Source organism: Rhizobium binae (assembly GCF_017357225.1).
Lineage (GTDB): Bacteria > Pseudomonadota > Alphaproteobacteria > Rhizobiales > Rhizobiaceae > Rhizobium > Rhizobium binae.
Genome location: NZ_CP071611.1, coordinates 62,464 through 78,721 on the forward strand (window position 1 = coordinate 62,464; position 16,258 = coordinate 78,721).

The following is a 16,258-nucleotide window of genomic DNA, read 5'->3' on the forward strand; positions in this document are numbered from 1 at the left end:
GGATCTCTCCTTTCTCAGGCGTTGGCGTCGCTGCTGGTCATGACGGTGTAGAAAATCCACGACAGCAGCAGGATGATCAGGAAGTAGATGATCGACATCGCCGCGGCGGGGCCGAGATCGAACTGGCCGACGGCCATCTTCACGAGGTCGATCGACAGGAAGGTCGTCGAGTTGCCGGGGCCGCCGCCGGTGACGACGAAGGGCTCGGTGTAGATCATGAAGCTGTCCATGAAGCGCAGGAGGACGGCGATCAGCAGCACCCGCTTCATCTTCGGAAGCTGGATGTAGCGGAAGACGGACCAGCGCGAGGCGCCGTCGATCTTGGCGGCCTGATAATAGGCGTCGGGGATCGAGACGAGACCGGCATAGCAGAGCAGCACGACGAGGCTCGTCCAGTGCCAGACATCCATGACGATGACGGTGACCCAGGCGTCGACGGGATCGCGGACATAGTTGTAGTCGAGGCCGATCGCTTCGAGGGTATGGCCGAGCAGGCCGATATCGACGCGCCCGAAGACCTGCCAGATGGTGCCGACCACGTTCCACGGAATGAGCAGCGGCAGCGCCATCAGAACGAGGCAGACGGGAACGCCGATGCCCTTCTTCGGCATGTTGAGCGCGATGAAGATGCCGAGCGGAATCTCAAGCGCCAGGATGATGAAGGAGAAGAGCAGGTTGCGCTCGAGCGCTTCCCAGAAGCGGTCGGAATGCAGGGTCTGGACGAACCAGTCGGTGCCCGCCCAGAAAAACTCGTTGTTGCCGAACGTATCCTGAACCGAATAGTTGACGACGGTCATCAGCGGGATGACGGCCGAGAAGGCCACGAGCAGCAGCACCGGCAGGACCAGAAACCACGCTTTGTTGTTCCACGTCTTCTGCATGGCTTAGGCCTCCCTGCCGACACGCCAGCTATCGGCGTAAATGCTGATGGCGGACGGGTCGAAGGTGACACGGGCATCCGCGGGGATGTCGGCATCCTCGTGCACGACGATCGCGATCGGCTGGCCGGCGAAACGGGCGCGCACGATCTTCTGCCGGCCGATATCCTCGACCTTGGTGACGGTAACGGGCATGCCCTCCCGTCCGAGGCGGATGAATTCGGGGCGGATGCCGAGTTCGGTCTTGGAACTGCCTGCGGTCTTCGGCGCGTAATCGAGCGTCAGAACCTCGTCTCCGACCTTGACGGCGCTGCCATCGACCTGCGCCGGCATAACGTTCATACCGGGCGAACCGATGAAATAGCCGACAAAGGTGTGGCTCGGCCGCTCGAAGAGCTCGGCCGGCGTGCCGATCTGAACGATCTGGCCGTCATACATGACGACGACCTTCTCGGCGAAAGTCAGGGCCTCGGTCTGGTCGTGGGTGACGTAGACCATGGTGAAGCCGAACTGCTTGTGCAGCCGTTTCAGCTGCGAACGCAGCACCCATTTCATGTGCGGATCGATGACGGTCAGCGGCTCGTCGAACAGGATGGCGTTGACGTCGTTGCGCACCAGCCCGCGGCCGAGCGAGATCTTCTGCTTCTGGTCGGCGGTCAGCCCCTGCGCCTTGCGCTTGGCCCAGCCGGCAAGGTCGATCATTTCGAGAATGTCGCGCACGCGCCGGTCGACATCGGCCTCGGCCACGCCGCGGTTGCGAAGCGGGAAGGCCAGATTGTCGTAAACGGTCATCGTGTCGTAGATGACGGGAAACTGGAAGACCTGGGCGATGTTGCGGCTCTGCGTCGAAAGGTTCGTCACATCCTTGCCGTCGAACAGGATGCGGCCATGCGAAGGCTGCAGCAGACCCGAGATGATGTTGAGCAGCGTGGTCTTGCCGCAGCCGGAAGGACCGAGCAGCGCATAGGCGCCGCCGTCGTTCCATTCGTGGTCGACTTCCTTCAGCGAATAATCCTTCTCCGTCTGCGGATTGGCGCCGTAGGCGTGGCGGATATGGTCGAGCGTAATGCGTGCCATTGTGCTCTCCTATGCCTTTGCGGCTGCAGCGGCAGCCCGGCCGACCGTGGCGATGGCGCGGCCGTCGGCGCCGAAAGCCAAGACGTGGCGTGTGTCGAGGAAGGCCTCGATCTCCATGTCAGGATCGATGTCGTGAATGCCGTGCGCCAGCATGACCCAGCGCACGCCGTCATATTCCAGGTGAACGAAGCTCTCCGAACCGGTGATCTCGGAAACCAGCGTGCGCGCCTGCAGACGGGCGGCATCACCGGTCTGCGGCTTGAAGCCGAGATGATGCGGGTGAAACGCGATCGTCACCGGTCCGTCCGGCACGGCGGCCAGATGCGGGGGAACCGGAAGCGCTGCCCCGCCCTGGCGCGTGAAGACATTGCCCGATTTGGTGACGTCGAGGGTGTTCAGCGGCGGATCGGCGAAGATGCCGGCGGTGGCGAGGTCGGCAGGACGGCGGTAGACATCGATCGTCGGCCCGAACTGGGTGACCCGGCCCTCGTTCAGCGTCGCCGTGTTGCCGCCAAGCAGGAGCGCCTCCGACGGTTCGGTGGTCGCATAGACGAAGATCGCGCCGGACTGAGCGAAGATCTTCGGCAGTTCCTCACGCAGTTCCTCGCGCAGCTTGTAATCGAGGTTGGCAAGCGGCTCGTCCATCAGCACGAGGCTGGCATTCTTGACGAGCGCGCGTGCAAGCGCCGTGCGCTGCTGCTGGCCGCCGGACAGGTTGAGCGGCGTGCGGTCGAGATAGGGAGTCAGCTTCAGAAGCTCGGCCGCCTTGCGCACCTCGCGGTCGATGGTGGCAGCGCCCTTGCCCGAAATGCGCATCGGCGAAGCGATGTTTTCATAAACCGTCAATGCCGGATAGTTGATGAACTGCTGGTAGACCATGGCGACATTGCGCTTCTGCACCGGCATGCCGGTGACATCGGCGCCGTCGAAATGGACGGAGCCAGCGGTCGGGCGGTCGAGCCCGGCCATCAGCCGCATCAGCGACGTCTTGCCCGACAGCGTCGGCCCGAGCAGGACGTTCAGCGTGCCGCGCTCGAGGACCAGATCGGTCGGATAGATGTGATAGTCCGCGCCCACCATCTTGGCGGCGTTTCGCAGTTCCAGCATTCCGATTCCCGTGCCTCCACGCAGCGGGGACCACACGCCGCCTATCCGGCCATCGCCGGTATGGCAGCCATGTACTCCTCCAGTGACTGAGTCTGCTCCTTCGAAAGGCGCAGACCATCCTTTGTTCTCCTCCACAGCACGTCTTCGGCGTGCCGGGCCCATTCATGTTCGACGAGATATCTGACCTCGGCTTCGTAAAGATCGCCGCCGAATAGCCGTCCGAGATCCTCGATGCCGCGGGCATCGCCGAGCAGCGTCTCGGCCCTTGTGCCGTAGCGGCGCACCAGCCGGCGCGCATGCTGATCGGCAAGGAAGGGATAGCGGCCTTTCAGCTTGGCGACCTCGGCCTCATAGCCCCTGACGGCAAAATTGCCGCCGGGCAGATGGCTCTTTGCCGTCCAGGGAGCGCCCTTGACGCCGATCGCCGCACCGATCTTTTCCAGCGCGTGTTCGGAAAGCCGACGATAGGTGGTAAGCTTGCCGCCGAAGACATTGAGCAGCGGCGGCGCGCCGCCTTCACCCTCGAGCTTCAGCACGTAGTCGCGCGTCGCCTCCTGCGCCTTCGAGGCGCCGTCATCATAGAGCGGTCGCACCGCCGAATAGGTCCAGACGATATCTTCCGGCTTGACCGGCTCCTTGAAATATTCCGAGGCCGCATTGCAGAGGTAGACGGTCTCTTCCTCGGAGATCCGGACATCCTTGGGATCGGCCGTATAGTCACGGTCGGTCGTGCCGATCAGGGTGAAATCGCCCTCATAGGGAATGGCGAAGATGATACGGTTGTCGGGATTCTGGAAGAAATAGGCGCGCGGATCGTCGAACTTCTTTTTGACGACGATATGGCTGCCCTGGACGAGCCGAACATGGTGGGCCTCGTTCTGGCCGAAGGCCGAACGGATGACGTGATCGACCCAGGGGCCGGCGGCATTGACCAGCATGCGGGCCTGATGGCTGTCGTTGCGGCCGGTGACGGTATCGGTCGTCTCGATGCGCCAAAGGCCATTCTCGCGCCTTGCCGACACGACTTTGGTGCGGGGCATGATCACGGCACCCTTGTCGGCTGCGTCGCGAGCGTTCAGCACGACCATGCGGGCGTCGTCGACCCAGCCGTCGGAATATTCGAACGCCCTCGTAAACAGCGCCTTCAGCGGCTTGCCCGCCGGGTCCTTGCGCATATCGAGCACCGACGTCGCCGGCAGCAGCTTGCGGCCGCCGAGATGGTCGTAGAGGAAGAGGCCGAGCCGAATCAGCCAGGCAGGGCGGATACCGCCCTTGTGATAAGGCAATACGAAACGCAGCGGCCAGATGATATGCGGCGCCATCGCCCAGAGGATCTCGCGCTCCATCAACGATTCACGCACCAGGCGGAATTCGTAATGCTCGAGATAACGCAGGCCGCCATGGATCAGCTTGGTGGCGCCGGACGAGGTGCCGGAGGCGAAATCGTTCATCTCCGCCAGCGCGACGGAATAGCCGCGCCCGACGGCATCACGCGCGATGCCGCAGCCGTTGATGCCGCCGCCAATGACGAAAATATCGTATATCTCCCGGCCCAATTGCCCCTCCGAGCCTGCTGCTGATTTCGCATTGCACAAAACTTGCGCGATTGCGAAAGTGACATCAGTTAAAACGAAAGAAATACGAATGTCAAACGAATGTTGGTCGATCTATCGCGATCTGCTGCTGGTTTCGATGAGTTTCACATTGTTTTCGAGGCAGAGATTGCGGATCGACGCCACCGGACAGTGGTCGGTGATGAAGGTATGAACCTGGGAAAGCTGACCGATCCGAACCGGCGCGGTGCGTTCGAACTTCGTCGAATCGGCAACGAGAATGACGTGGCGGGCATTGGCGATGATCGCCTGCGCGACCTTCACCTCGCGAAAATCATAGTCGAGAAGCGCGCCGTCGGCATCGATCGCCGAGGCGCCGATCACGGCGTAGTCAACCTTGAACTGGCGGATGAAATCGACCGCCGCTTCGCCGACGATGCCGCCATCGGAACCGCGCACGACCCCACCGGCGATCACCACCTCGATCGCCGGGAAGAGACGTAACCTGTTGGCAACGTTGATATTATTGGTGATCACCATCAGTTCGTGATGATTGGCGAGCGCCTCGCCCACCGCCTCGGTCGTCGTGCCGATATTGATGAAGAGCGAGGCCCCGCTCGGGATCAACTCGACGGCCGCCATGCCGATCGCCTGTTTCTCGGAAGCGGCAATCTGGCGGCGCGCCTCGTATTTGACGTTTTCCGTGCCGCTCGGAAATGTCGCGCCACCATGAATGCGGATCAGCACCTGCGCATCGCAGAGATCGTTCAGATCCTTGCGGATGGTTTGCGGCGTAACCGAGAAGCGGGAGGCGAGCTCCTCGACCAGAACCCTGCCGCTCGATTTCGCGATCGCCACGATTTCAGTCTGTCGGTCGGTCAAGAACATCGGCGCCCCTTTCGATCTGCTTTCGTTTTTTAAAGAAAGCGAAGGGCGGCGCAATGCCTATTTATCGGTGGCGAGCTTTCGCCGCCGAATTTGTTGGTAGCAGCGCGGCTTACCGCTTCCGCATGACGTTGACCACGAGCACGCCGAGGATCGCCATGAGGCCGCCTATCGCGCCGAGTGCCGTCGGCGTTTCGCCGAGCCAGACGAAGCCGATCAGCGTTGCGACCGGCGGGACGCCATAGAGGAAATTCGAGGCGCGCGCGGCCGTCAGCTGCTTCAATGCGATGGCCCAGGTGAGATAGCCGATCGCCGTCGGAAAGATGACGAGATAGGCAACACCCCAGTTGACCTCCGCCGGTGCGGCGGCCAGCGCGCGGATCGTCGCCGGGACGGCCGGAAACAGCGGCACGGAGCCGATCAGCAGGATCCAGGCGGTGACGGCAAGCGCCGGCAGCCGGCCGAGCAGCGGTTTCTGCAGCACACTGGCAATCGCCGAGCAGAGCGCTGCGCCAAGGATCAGCACGGCGTTCGGATCGAGCTTGAAGCCGCCATCCGAGGAGACGGCAATCAGCGCCACGCCCCCGAAGGAAACCGCAGTGCCCGCCCAGCCCCACCGGCCGAAGCGCTCGCCGAGCGCAAATGTGGCGATGAGGGCGGTGAAAACAGGCATGGTGTTGATGATGAAGCTTGCCGGTCCGGCCGCCACGGTCTGCTCACCGGTGTTCAGCAGAACCGCATAGGCGGCGATGAAGAGCACGGCAGCGACCGAGAGGCGGAGGAAATCACGCTTCTCAGGTATCGGCCGGTAGATTACAAGGTAAATGAGGGCGAGGACGCCGGCCGCTACATAGCGCGCCGTCGCCAGTTCGATCGGCGTGAGCGGCCCGAGGCAGATGCGGATCACGACGAAGGAGGAAGCCCAGAAGAGAATGGTGACGACGATCGCCGCAAAGGCCACCAGGTCGAATGTGCTTTGCTGTTTCGCCGAGACCGGTGTGCTTGCCGCCATGCTCATTTTCGCCTCCATCTGTGCGTGTGAGAAAGAACTAGGCTTTCCATGCATGCTTGAAAAGCACCGCAATCGATGATCAAATGTGCGCATGGTTCACAGCTCACCCGTGCTTCCGCCACTTGATACGCTCGAGACCTTTGCCCGCGCCGCCCGGCTCGGATCTTTTTCTGCGGCGGCCGAGGAAAGCGGTCTCACCCACGGCGCGGTGTCGCGGCAGGTGTCGCGGCTCGAGCGCTGGATGGGCGTGCGGCTGTTTGCGCGCGAAGCACGCGGCGTGCGGCTGACGCCGGAGGGCATGCGGTTTTTCGCCCGCGCCGAGGAAGCGCTTTCCCTGCTCGGCAACACCGGCGAGCGCTGGCTGCCCCGGCCGAACAAGGCGGTGGTGCGCCTTTCGGTGACACCTTCCGTGGCGTCACTGTGGCTGTTTCCGCGTCTGGCGAAGCTCGAAGGAAACGACCTGCATGTCGAACTGACGCTCGAACATCGGCTGGCCGATTTCGGCGAGGGCACGGATCTCGCCATCCGTTGCGGCAAGGGACCCTGGGCCGGCGTGCGCGCCCTGCCGCTCTGGCGGGAAAAATCCTTTCCCATTGCCGCCCCCGCACTGGCGAAACAGCTCGGGCAGCGCTCGGATGCAATGTCGCTGCTCGACCTGCCGATCATTCATGATTCGAATATCGAAGGCTGGCGCCGCTGGCTCTCCCGCGAGGGTATCGATTATACGCCGCGCGGCCAGGACCGCCGCTTCGAGGACTACAATCTGGTGATGGATGCCTGTGCCCACGGGCTCGGCATCGCGCTCGCCCGCCCTCCCCTCTCGGATGCGGCGCTTGCCGCCGGTCGTGTCGCCGCGGTGTCGGAACGGACGCTGGATTCGCACGTGGCTTTCCACCTGATCCGGCCGGACGACGCGCTACGAAGCCCGGCCATCGAATTTGCCGGCCGCTTCCTGCGCGAGGCCGGGCATGATGAGCAGACGATCGCCGCCTTCACCGCACCCGGCCGGGCAAAAGCCTAGAACAGGATGATTTTAGGCCCGTTCGGCCTCAAATCTGAATCCTGTTCTAAAGGAACGAGCCAGAGCATGATGGCGCCGAAAACCGCCTGCACTTTTCGGCATCACGCTCCAGCACGACCGTGCCTGCTACTCCTCCAGAAGCTTCATGCGCATTTCCTTGGCTATTTCGAAACCGGCAGCCCGGTAAACGGTTCGCCGGCATCCGAGGCATGGATGACAGCCGTCGTGCAGCCAATCGATTTCAGATAGCCGACGGCCTCTTTGGTCAGTGCCAGCGCGATGCCGCGGCGGCGGAAGGCGTCCGCGACATAGACGGACCAGATATAACCAAGCAGCCGCTGCTCATCCCGGATGACTTCAGGAATGGGCGACTGGTGCAGCTGGCAGGATACGGAGCCGGCGATTTCACCCTCGACGACCGCGATGAACGAGGCGAGGCGCCGCTCCGCGCGGCCGCTTCTGAGGAAAGACAAGATCCGTGCCGCCGCATCCGACTTATAGTGTCGGGCGGCGTGCCGTAGCTGTCCCAGATCTTCAGATAATGCCCGGCCAGGATCTCGTCCTCATCGGGTGTTGCCATTCGAATATCCATTGGCGATTCGGTTTGGGCGTGGGAGAAAATCTATGCAAAAAGCGGACGCCCCCGCCGCGTCGCAGCAGGGACGCGTCAAAAGCCTGTCAATTTGCCGGGGTCAGCGTCATCGATGCGCTGCCTGCGGCAACGTTGAGACCAAGCTGGCCTGTCAGGCTGACCGTCTGCAGATGAATCGAGCCGGAGGTGCCGCCGACCAGGAGATTGGCGCCGACACCAGCGCCGACTGTCGCCTCCGCGCTGGCGCCGACATAGAGGCCGGCAAGCGACCCGCGGTGATAGCCGGCGGTCGGCGCGAAGACGGCCCAGATCAGGCGGCTGCGCGTGGTGAAGCCGAGATCGATGCCGAGCTTTCTGACTTCGCCGGTATAGTGATCGACGAGTTCGTTGCCGACAATCGACTGGAAGACGCAATCGGCTTCCTTGGACGAACCGAGCACGTAGCCCGCGCCGCCGCTGATATCGCAGGTGAGATAGCCGATCTTCACACCATTGCGTAAATCCGGCTCTTCATATGTCCTGGTGACGGGATCGGCGGCACCAGCCACCCCCACGCCGACGAACGTCAACGATACCGCGGCAAAGGCCGTCGCAAGAGTTTTGTTCATAAGTCTCTCCTTCTCAAATCGTGACGGGAATACCCGGCTGCCGGCACCGAATAACGGACGGGACCGCAAAACGATCCCAGATCGGCGCCGTTTTCACGTCGCGTGTCAAAGCGCGCGGGACCCGCAAGCGACAGGCTTAGGCTTCAGCCGCATTGGGACATTTCGAAGGCACCATGCTACCCGCATGCGCCATTTCACGATCTTGTCAGGAATGGTTGCAGAAATGGCACGATCCGATCCGTCCGCCAGCCCGCTTGATCCTCCGCATATGGGCCACACCAATCCGACGCCACCTCGGCAATCGCCTAAGGTTGCCACGTCGCATGTATAGCGGTAGTATTCGGAAGCTTTCTTCCTGCAAAGACGCGGGAGAAGCAACAGGCATTTTCCGGCATTGCCGCAGAATTTCTGCATGTTCCTCCGGCATTCTGTTTGCAGTTTGACAGCAATGCCGCCTGAATTTCGAGACCAGATCCAGAAGATTATTTTTGCCGGGGCCGGACAACAAAACGCCCGCCAATCTCTATTTGGGATGGCGACGTATAGTTCATCGGGAGGGAAAAATGCGTATCAGCACAACCATCATGCTGACGGGAATCCTGGGCGTATCCGCCTGCCAGTCCGGTACGACGTCACAGGCCGTCGCGGACAAGAATTCCGAGTTCGGCTGCATTGCCGGTACGGTCGGCGGCGCTATCGTCGGCGGTTTGATCGGCAGCACGATCGGCGCCGGCACCGGCCAGGTCCTCGCCATCGGCGGCGGCATTGCCGGCGGGGGTTTCGTGGGCAACCGGCTGGCTTGCCGTTAACTGGGAGAATAGCGCAATGAAAATCGTGATCTTGGTGACGGCAATCATCGTGAGCCAATCTGTCGGCGCGTTCGCCCAGCAGTCGGGCTCCCAGCAATCTACCTCGATGTATCAGGGGCAGATGGATAAGCTTGACGTCAACGCCAGCAAGACGGTCGATCGTTCCGAATACGAAGCCTTCATGGGCACGGCCTTCGGAAATCTCGACAAGAACAAGGATGGCAGCCTGCAAACCGGCGAGACGGTGCAGATCCTCACTGCCGAGCAATTCACCCTGACGGATGCTAACAAGGACGGCCGCATCAACAGGAGCGAATTCATGCAGCGGGTGATGGCGGATTTCGCGACGGCCGATCGCGATCGGGACGGCAATCTCCAGTAAAGAAAAACCCGGCGATGGTTTCGCCGGGTTTTATACTCGATTCGTCGACACTATACTCTGCGCATGAAGCGCATGACGAGCGATACGACGAACAAAACCAGGAAAATGAAGAACAGAACCTGGGCAATAGAAGCTGAAGCCCCTGCGATGCCGCCAAATCCGAGGACACCGGCAATCAAGGCCACAACGAGAAACACCAGAGCGTAGTAAAGCATCGCAATCTCCTTTTACGTTGCTGCGGAGATAACGGACACCGCCCCGTTTGGTTCCCTCACTCTGACGACCGGGAGATGGAACGCCGGATCGGCGCCGCTCAGCCGAAATGAAAGACGCCGCTGTACATCCGGTCGCCTTCCCTCGGTTCGGGAGGTTCGGCCGCATCGAGGTAAGTCTTGAGCGGTCCGGTCAGCACGAACCAAACACTTGCCCCCAGCATGAAACAGGCGCCTACCGGATCATCGATGCGGGCGATGAATGGAAGGCAGGCGGATGACAGCAGCATGAGGATCCGCACCGACCATTCCGCCTCCCGTTTGGCGACGGCGCGCGCCCTCGATGACTTGTATTCCCGGGCGCCATAGGCGCTTCCGCCTGCCTTGACCGCCGAAAGCAGTTTTTTGGCTGACGGCAGGGCGAGCATGATCAGGGCGGCGATGCTGAGCACGAAAGGCTTGCCCGCCATTACCTGTCCGCTCGCGAGAAGAAGACAGGATAGCACGACAAGATTCCATGTCGGCTCCAGCAGCTCCGGCGACTGCCGCGTACGGATGTGCCAGTGCCGAAGCAAGCCTGCCGCGCCATTCAATAACGGCTGATCGATATGACGATTGATCCAGTCCATGCTGATGTGCCCGCCCCGATTGTTTGAAGAAGGCTCGAACACCATGGAAATGGGTCATCATCGTGGCAGAGCGGCGGCAATGTCGGCCGGCGCTCTTCTTTGCCCCCATAAAAGGCTTTCGCAACGGCGATCACGCTATCGCAGCTCCTGTGCGACTTCCCAGACATGGCCCGACGGATCGCAGAAGGCTGCAGTTCGGCGCCCCCAGGGACGATCGATCGGACCATTGAGCAACGCCACCCCAAGTCCGAGCAGCTTCGCGCAGACCTTATCGACGTCATCGACCTTGATCGTCAGCAGGATGCGCGCACCGGAACCGGATGCGGCCACGGCCGATGGTTCGACCAGCTGCGGCGCCTGTGTCGCCTCGAGCAGATTGATCATTGCTCCCGAGAAATTCAGAACCGAGCAAACCGGGTCCTGATAGACGACGTCGGCGGCAAAAACCTTTCGATAGAAACTCCTGGCATCATCGATCTTATCGACGAACAGCGTGATCACCTCGATCTCGGCTGGCAGCATGGCAATCATCCTTCGGTGCTCCGGCCGTACGGCAATATGCCGAGCGGCGCTCTGCTGGTCGTTTCGATTTCGATGGTTTCGACCTGCCGCCGGAGAAATAACCGTCAGCTGCGCAAGCCAGGCGCCTCATGGCCCGTGCGCGCCACATATTCGGTATAGCCGCCGCCATATTGATGGACGCCCTCCGGGGTCAGCTCCAGGACGCGGTTGGAAAGCGCAGCCAGGAAATGCCGGTCGTGGGATACGAAGAGCATGGTGCCCTCATATTGCGAGAGCGCCTTGATCAGCATTTCCTTGGTGTCAAGGTCGAGATGGTTGGTCGGCTCGTCGAGCACGAGCAGGTTCGGCGGGTCGAACAGCATCATCGCCATGACCAATCGGGCCTTCTCGCCGCCCGACAGCACCCGGCACCTTTTTTCAACATCGTCGCCGGAAAATCCGAAACATCCGGCGAGCGCGCGCAGCGGCCCCTGCCCTGCCTGGGGAAAACGATCTTCCAGCGATTGGAAGACCGTGCGCTCGCCATCAAGAATATCCATCGCGTGCTGGGCGAAATAGCCCATCTTGACGCTCGCCCCGAGAGCGACACTACCTTCGTCAGGCGTGGTGGTGCCGGTCACCAGCTTCAGCAGTGTCGACTTCCCGGCGCCGTTGATACCCATAATGCACCAGCGCTCCTTGCGCCGCACCATGAAGTCCAGCCCCTCATAGATCCTGCGGCTTCCATATTTCTTATGGACATTCTTCAGGTTGACCACATCCTCGCCGGAGCGTGGCGCCGGCTGGAATTCGAAAGCGACCGACTGGCGGCGCTTGGGCGGCTCCACCCGGTCAATCTTCTCCAGCTTCTTCACGCGGCTCTGCACCTGCGAGGCATGCGAGGCGCGCGCCTTGAACCGCTCGATGAACTTGATTTCCTTGGCGAGCATTGCCTGCTGGCGCTCGAATTGGGCCTGCTGCTGCTTTTCATTCTGCGCCCGCTGCTGCTCGTAGAATTCGTAATCGCCGGAATAGGCCGTCAGCGTGCCGGCATCGATTTCGATGATCTTGTTGACGATGCGGTTCATGAACTCGCGGTCGTGCGAGGTCATCAGCAACGCCCCTTCATAACCCTTCAGGAATTCCTCGAGCCAGATCAGGCTTTCGAGATCCAGATGGTTGCTCGGTTCGTCGAGCAGCATGACATCGGGGCGCATGAGCAGGATGCGGGCAAGCGCCACGCGCATCTTCCAGCCGCCCGACAACGCGCCGACATCGCCGTCCATCATTTCCTGGCTGAAGCTCAAGCCCGCCAGCACTTCGCGGGCCCGGCCCTCGAGCGCATAGCCGTCCAGTTCCTCGTATCGCGCCTGCACCTCGCCATAACGCTCGATGATCTCCTCCATGTCGCCGGCCCTTTCCGGATCTGCCATGGCGGCCTCGAGCTCCCGCAATTCGGCGGCAACGACGCTGACTGGCCCCGCCCCGTTCATCACCTCGGCGACGGCGCTGTGGCCGGCCATTTCGCCGACATCCTGGTTGAAGTAGCCGATCGTGACGCCCTTCTCGCAGGAGACCTGACCCTCGTCGGGCTGCTCTTCGCCGTTGATCATCCGGAAGATCGTCGTCTTGCCGGCGCCGTTCGGGCCGACGAGGCCGATCTTCTCGCCTCTGTTGAGGGCAGCCGAGGCCTCGATGAATAGGATGCGGTGGCTAAGCTGCTTGCTGATATTCTCGATACGAATCATGGTGCGCGCGGGGCCTGCAAAGGAATTTTGGCGCCCTTATGCCACGCGGGGCAACGGCAGGATAGCCCGTTCCCGGTGCGAAAAACCATGATCGGCTTTCCCACGCGATCGTCTTCGGTTTCCTTGATTTTGATCCGGGTTGAATAATATCGTCGCTTACGCCAGCGCATCGCGCTCGATTTTCGGAAAGCACGATGTGCCGATTGAAAATGTTACAGCGTCCTTTGCGCGTAGAAGACACGCGGCACTGTAAAGGGAATCCATACCAATGAGCGTTCGCCTGCCGCAATCCTTCAGACAGTCCCCGCAGGATAAGAACGGCTTCAATGTCCTCGAATACGAGCTGATGTCGGAACGCGCCGACTCACTCGGCCGCCATGGGCTGAAGGTCGAAGCCGCCCTCGCCGCACTGAAAGCCTGGTCTGCCGACCGCCAGAGCGCCGAGGAACGGGAGAAGCTTTTGAATGATGCCTCCGACGCCGTCTGGGCATTCTTCATCCAGCGGGAGATCTGTGGCCTGCGCAACAACCGCGACGCCATCCAGCGCTACGGTATACCGAACGAGGTGATCGCAAGGCTGGGGGCGGTGCGAAAATAGCTTCTGGCCTGCGTCCTTTCCACCTATTCATGAAAATCGCGGTACGGGCAGCTATGCTCGCGCCGAACCAACGCGAAAGGGAATAGTGATGCCAGTCTCCATGCGGATCGGAAATCAGGATCTCACCGTCGATGTCTCTTCCCTCGGCGCCGAAATGCAGGCGCTCCGCACCAGCGACGGAGGCTCCTGGCTGTGGACGGGCGATGCGGCCTTCTGGACCGGGCGCTCGCCGATCCTGTTTCCGATCGTCGGCAAGGCACCGGACGACAAGATCGCGATCGACGGTACGGCCTACCCGATGGCCCAGCATGGATTTGCCCGCCGGAGTGAATTCACGCTCGCAGCCTCCACGGCGACGATGTGCCGATTCGAGCTTGCCGCCTCCGACGCCACCCTGGCGGTCTATCCCTTCAATTTCCTGATGGCCGTCGAGCATGCGGTGGAAGGCCGGGCGCTGACCGTCAGCGCCGAGGTAAGCAACCGCGATCAGAAGACGATGCCCTTCGGGCTCGGATTCCACTCGGCCTTCACCTGGCCGCTGCCTGGCGCTGCTGGCCGCGCTCACACCATCACGCTCGACAATCAGGGCGAGCCAGAGCTCGTACGGCTGGCGGGTGGTCTTATCAATCCTGCGCCGCTGCCCTCGCCGTTTCAGGCCGGCCGGCTGGTGCTGGATCACGCCATGTTTGCGCAGGACGCGATGATCTTCCCCCAGGGCGCCGGCGACGGGCTGCGTTACAGCGCCGACGGTGGTCCGACGTTGCATTTCCATTTCGAAAACCTGCCCAATCTTGCGCTCTGGACCAAGCCGGGGGCTCCGTTCCTCTGCATCGAGCCCTGGCATGGGACGGCTGCTGAAGCCGGGGCTTCGGGAAAGCTGTCGGAACGGCCCTCGACCACCCTGCTCGCGCCGGGTGCCATGGCGCGCTTCGCGTTCACGGTCGAGATTGGGCAATAGCTTTCACAGGGAAGCCCTCCTCTGCATGACGTGCAAAGCAGGGCTTCTCTGGAAGGTTTTCCTATGACGAACGCCGGCGTTCAGTGGGCGCCGGCGCCGCCGCCAATCTGCGGCTTCTTGGTGAAAAGCAGGCAAATCGCCGCCAGTGCCAGAACCACGCCGATGACAGCAAAGGTGTCGCTGAAGCCCAGGATCAATGCCTGACGCTTGACGATCTGACCGATCGCGACGATTGCCTTGTGCGATGCGACAGCCGGGTCGGTCACCCCGTGCTGGATGAAGTAGCCGGTAAGCTTGCTCAGGCGATCGCGAACTTCATCACGGGTCAGCGTGACCGACTGGCCGATGATATTGGAATGAAACTGCTCGCGCTTCGTCAAGATGGTGCCGAGCGAGGCCGTACCAATCGCGCCGCCGAGATTGCGCAGCATATTGGTCAGGCCCGAGGCGGCAGCAGCGTCGACAGGCGCGATGCCGGCCGTAGTGATCGCTGTGATCGGCGTCAGCACCAGGGCTTGACCGATGGCACGCACGATATTCGGGAACCAGAACTGGTCACCGGCATTGTCGGCCGAGAGCATGATGTTCATGAAGCAGCTGATCGCGAAGATCGAGATGCCGAGGAAGCCGACATAGCGGGCATCGAAACGCTTCATCAGGACCGGCACCAGCGGGATAAGCAGGAGCTGCGGTAGGCCGGTCCAGGCGAGCACGTTGCCGATCTGCTCGGCATTGTAGCGCTGCACCTGGCCGAGATATTGCGGCAGGATGTAGACGGTGCCGAAGAGGGCGACGCCGACCAGCACATTGACCAGCACGCCGATGCCGAAATTACGCTGGGTGAGCAGCCGCAGCTTGACCAGCGGCTTCTTGACCGTCAGCTCGATCCAGATGAATGCGGCAAGGAACACGAAGGCGACGATGCTGAGCTTGACGATGACAGGCGAGGAGAACCAGTCGTCCTTGTTGCCTTCCTCAAGCACGGTCTGCAGCGCCGAAAGACCGATCGCCATGGTGATGATGCCGGCCCAGTCGCCTTCCTTCAGAAGGTGAAGCTGCATCGGCTGCTTTTCCAGCGTCAGGGCAAGCGCGGCGGCCATGATGAAGCTTGGGATCGTGTTGATGAAGAAGATCGTCTGCCAGCCGTAATTTTCCGTCAGGTAGCCGCCGATCGTCGGGCCGATGGCCGGGGCGAAGGTGACCGATAGCGCAAAGATGGCAAGGCCAAGCGGCTGCTGGTTCTTCGGCAGCTTGGTCAGCACCATGGTGAAGGCCATGGGGATCAGGCCGCCGCCGGCAAAGCCCTGCAAACCGCGCAACAGGATCATCGTGCCGAGATCATGGGCGAAGGCACAGGCCATCGAGAAAAGCGGGAAGAGGATGGAATTGAAGAGGATATAGCGGCGGAACGAGAAAACATTGCTGAAATAGGCCGTCAGCGGAATGACGACGATCTCGCCGATCAGGTAGGAGGTGGATATCCAGGCGCCGTTGTCGACGCCCGTTCCGATGCCGCCCTCAATATCGAGGAGGGAGGCATTGGTGATCTGGATGTTGAGGATCGCCATGAAGGCGCCGATCATGCCGGCGAGAACGGCGATCCATTCCCTTGTGCTGGCCTTGGTGCCGGCATCCGGCCGCGATATGGGGGCGGCTGTTGCTGCGATCGTGGACATGACACTATCTCC

Annotated in this window: 17 protein-coding genes and 1 pseudogene; 5 read left to right on the forward strand and 13 right to left on the reverse strand. The window is 61.7% G+C overall.

What is annotated here, in order from left to right:
* Nucleotides 1-14: 14 nt before the first annotated feature.
* The 6 genes from J2J99_RS33125 to J2J99_RS33150 all read right to left on the reverse strand — a co-directional run bounded on the left by J2J99_RS33125 (nt 15) and on the right by J2J99_RS33150 (nt 6,530).
* The gene (locus J2J99_RS33125; RefSeq protein WP_168296369.1) at nt 15-881 is read right to left on the reverse strand and encodes a carbohydrate ABC transporter permease; all 867 of its coding nucleotides are present in this window, start codon (nt 879-881) and stop codon (nt 15-17) included.
* Nucleotides 882-884: 3 nt separating this feature from the next.
* Nucleotides 885-1,955 (reverse strand): ABC transporter ATP-binding protein, encoded by a 1,071-nt coding sequence (locus J2J99_RS33130; RefSeq protein ID WP_168296370.1) that lies wholly within the window; start codon nt 1,953-1,955, stop codon nt 885-887.
* A gap of 9 nt (nt 1,956-1,964) precedes the next feature.
* The gene (locus tag J2J99_RS33135; RefSeq protein WP_168296371.1) at nt 1,965-3,062 is read right to left on the reverse strand and encodes an ABC transporter ATP-binding protein; all 1,098 of its coding nucleotides are present in this window, start codon (nt 3,060-3,062) and stop codon (nt 1,965-1,967) included.
* A gap of 41 nt (nt 3,063-3,103) precedes the next feature.
* Nucleotides 3,104-4,618, reverse strand: a complete 1,515-nt coding sequence (glpD, locus tag J2J99_RS33140) for a glycerol-3-phosphate dehydrogenase (protein WP_168296372.1) — start codon at nt 4,616-4,618, stop codon at nt 3,104-3,106.
* 111 nt (nt 4,619-4,729) lie between these two features.
* Nucleotides 4,730-5,503, reverse strand: a complete 774-nt coding sequence (locus tag J2J99_RS33145; protein ID WP_168296373.1) for a DeoR/GlpR family DNA-binding transcription regulator — start codon at nt 5,501-5,503, stop codon at nt 4,730-4,732.
* Between the two features lie 109 nt (nt 5,504-5,612).
* A complete protein-coding gene (locus J2J99_RS33150) occupies nt 5,613-6,530 on the reverse strand; it encodes a DMT family transporter (protein WP_168296374.1) in 918 nt (305 codons plus the stop codon).
* Between the two features lie 73 nt (nt 6,531-6,603).
* Between J2J99_RS33150 and J2J99_RS33155 the strand changes: the two genes are divergently transcribed.
* Entirely contained in the window at nt 6,604-7,533 is a 930-nt protein-coding gene (locus J2J99_RS33155; protein ID WP_168296375.1) for a LysR substrate-binding domain-containing protein, read from the forward strand.
* Nucleotides 7,534-7,659: 126 nt separating this feature from the next.
* Here J2J99_RS33155 and J2J99_RS33160 read toward each other — a convergent pair.
* A pseudogene (locus J2J99_RS33160) lies at nt 7,660-8,125 on the reverse strand (GNAT family N-acetyltransferase).
* An 86-nt stretch (nt 8,126-8,211) separates the two neighbouring features.
* Nucleotides 8,212-8,733 carry a DUF992 domain-containing protein gene (locus tag J2J99_RS33165; RefSeq protein ID WP_168296376.1) on the reverse strand — a complete coding sequence of 174 codons (522 nt, stop codon included), beginning with the start codon at nt 8,731-8,733 and terminating at the stop codon, nt 8,212-8,214.
* 563 nt (nt 8,734-9,296) lie between these two features.
* Between J2J99_RS33165 and J2J99_RS33170 the strand changes: the two genes are divergently transcribed.
* Both J2J99_RS33170 and J2J99_RS33175 read left to right on the forward strand, forming a co-directional pair.
* Nucleotides 9,297-9,542, forward strand: coding sequence for a glycine zipper 2TM domain-containing protein (locus J2J99_RS33170; protein ID WP_168296377.1), 246 nt, complete (start codon nt 9,297-9,299; stop codon nt 9,540-9,542).
* 16 nt (nt 9,543-9,558) lie between these two features.
* Entirely contained in the window at nt 9,559-9,924 is a 366-nt protein-coding gene (locus tag J2J99_RS33175) for an EF-hand domain-containing protein (protein WP_168296378.1), read from the forward strand.
* A gap of 50 nt (nt 9,925-9,974) precedes the next feature.
* Here the strand turns inward: J2J99_RS33175 and J2J99_RS33180 are convergent, their stop codons facing one another.
* From J2J99_RS33180 to J2J99_RS33195, 4 genes are all read right to left on the reverse strand, one after another.
* Nucleotides 9,975-10,139: a DUF1328 domain-containing protein gene (locus J2J99_RS33180; RefSeq protein ID WP_003571841.1), complete on the reverse strand. Its 165-nt coding sequence runs from the start codon at nt 10,137-10,139 to the stop codon at nt 9,975-9,977.
* 98 nt (nt 10,140-10,237) lie between these two features.
* On the reverse strand, nt 10,238-10,810 hold the full coding sequence (locus J2J99_RS33185) for a hypothetical protein (RefSeq protein ID WP_246763182.1): 573 nt from the start codon (nt 10,808-10,810) through the stop codon (nt 10,238-10,240).
* A 90-nt stretch (nt 10,811-10,900) separates the two neighbouring features.
* Nucleotides 10,901-11,287, reverse strand: a complete 387-nt coding sequence (locus J2J99_RS33190; protein WP_168296379.1) for a VOC family protein — start codon at nt 11,285-11,287, stop codon at nt 10,901-10,903.
* Between the two features lie 104 nt (nt 11,288-11,391).
* A complete protein-coding gene (locus J2J99_RS33195; protein ID WP_168296380.1) occupies nt 11,392-13,014 on the reverse strand; it encodes an ABC-F family ATP-binding cassette domain-containing protein in 1,623 nt (540 codons plus the stop codon).
* Nucleotides 13,015-13,282: 268 nt separating this feature from the next.
* Between J2J99_RS33195 and J2J99_RS33200 the strand changes: the two genes are divergently transcribed.
* Both J2J99_RS33200 and J2J99_RS33205 read left to right on the forward strand, forming a co-directional pair.
* On the forward strand, nt 13,283-13,612 hold the full coding sequence (locus tag J2J99_RS33200; protein WP_168296381.1) for a DUF6665 family protein: 330 nt from the start codon (nt 13,283-13,285) through the stop codon (nt 13,610-13,612).
* 88 nt (nt 13,613-13,700) lie between these two features.
* Nucleotides 13,701-14,570: an aldose 1-epimerase family protein gene (locus J2J99_RS33205; protein WP_168296382.1), complete on the forward strand. Its 870-nt coding sequence runs from the start codon at nt 13,701-13,703 to the stop codon at nt 14,568-14,570.
* Nucleotides 14,571-14,650: 80 nt separating this feature from the next.
* Here J2J99_RS33205 and J2J99_RS33210 read toward each other — a convergent pair whose 3' ends face one another.
* A complete protein-coding gene (locus tag J2J99_RS33210; protein WP_168296383.1) occupies nt 14,651-16,246 on the reverse strand; it encodes an MDR family MFS transporter in 1,596 nt (531 codons plus the stop codon).
* Nucleotides 16,247-16,258: the final 12 nt, after the last annotated feature.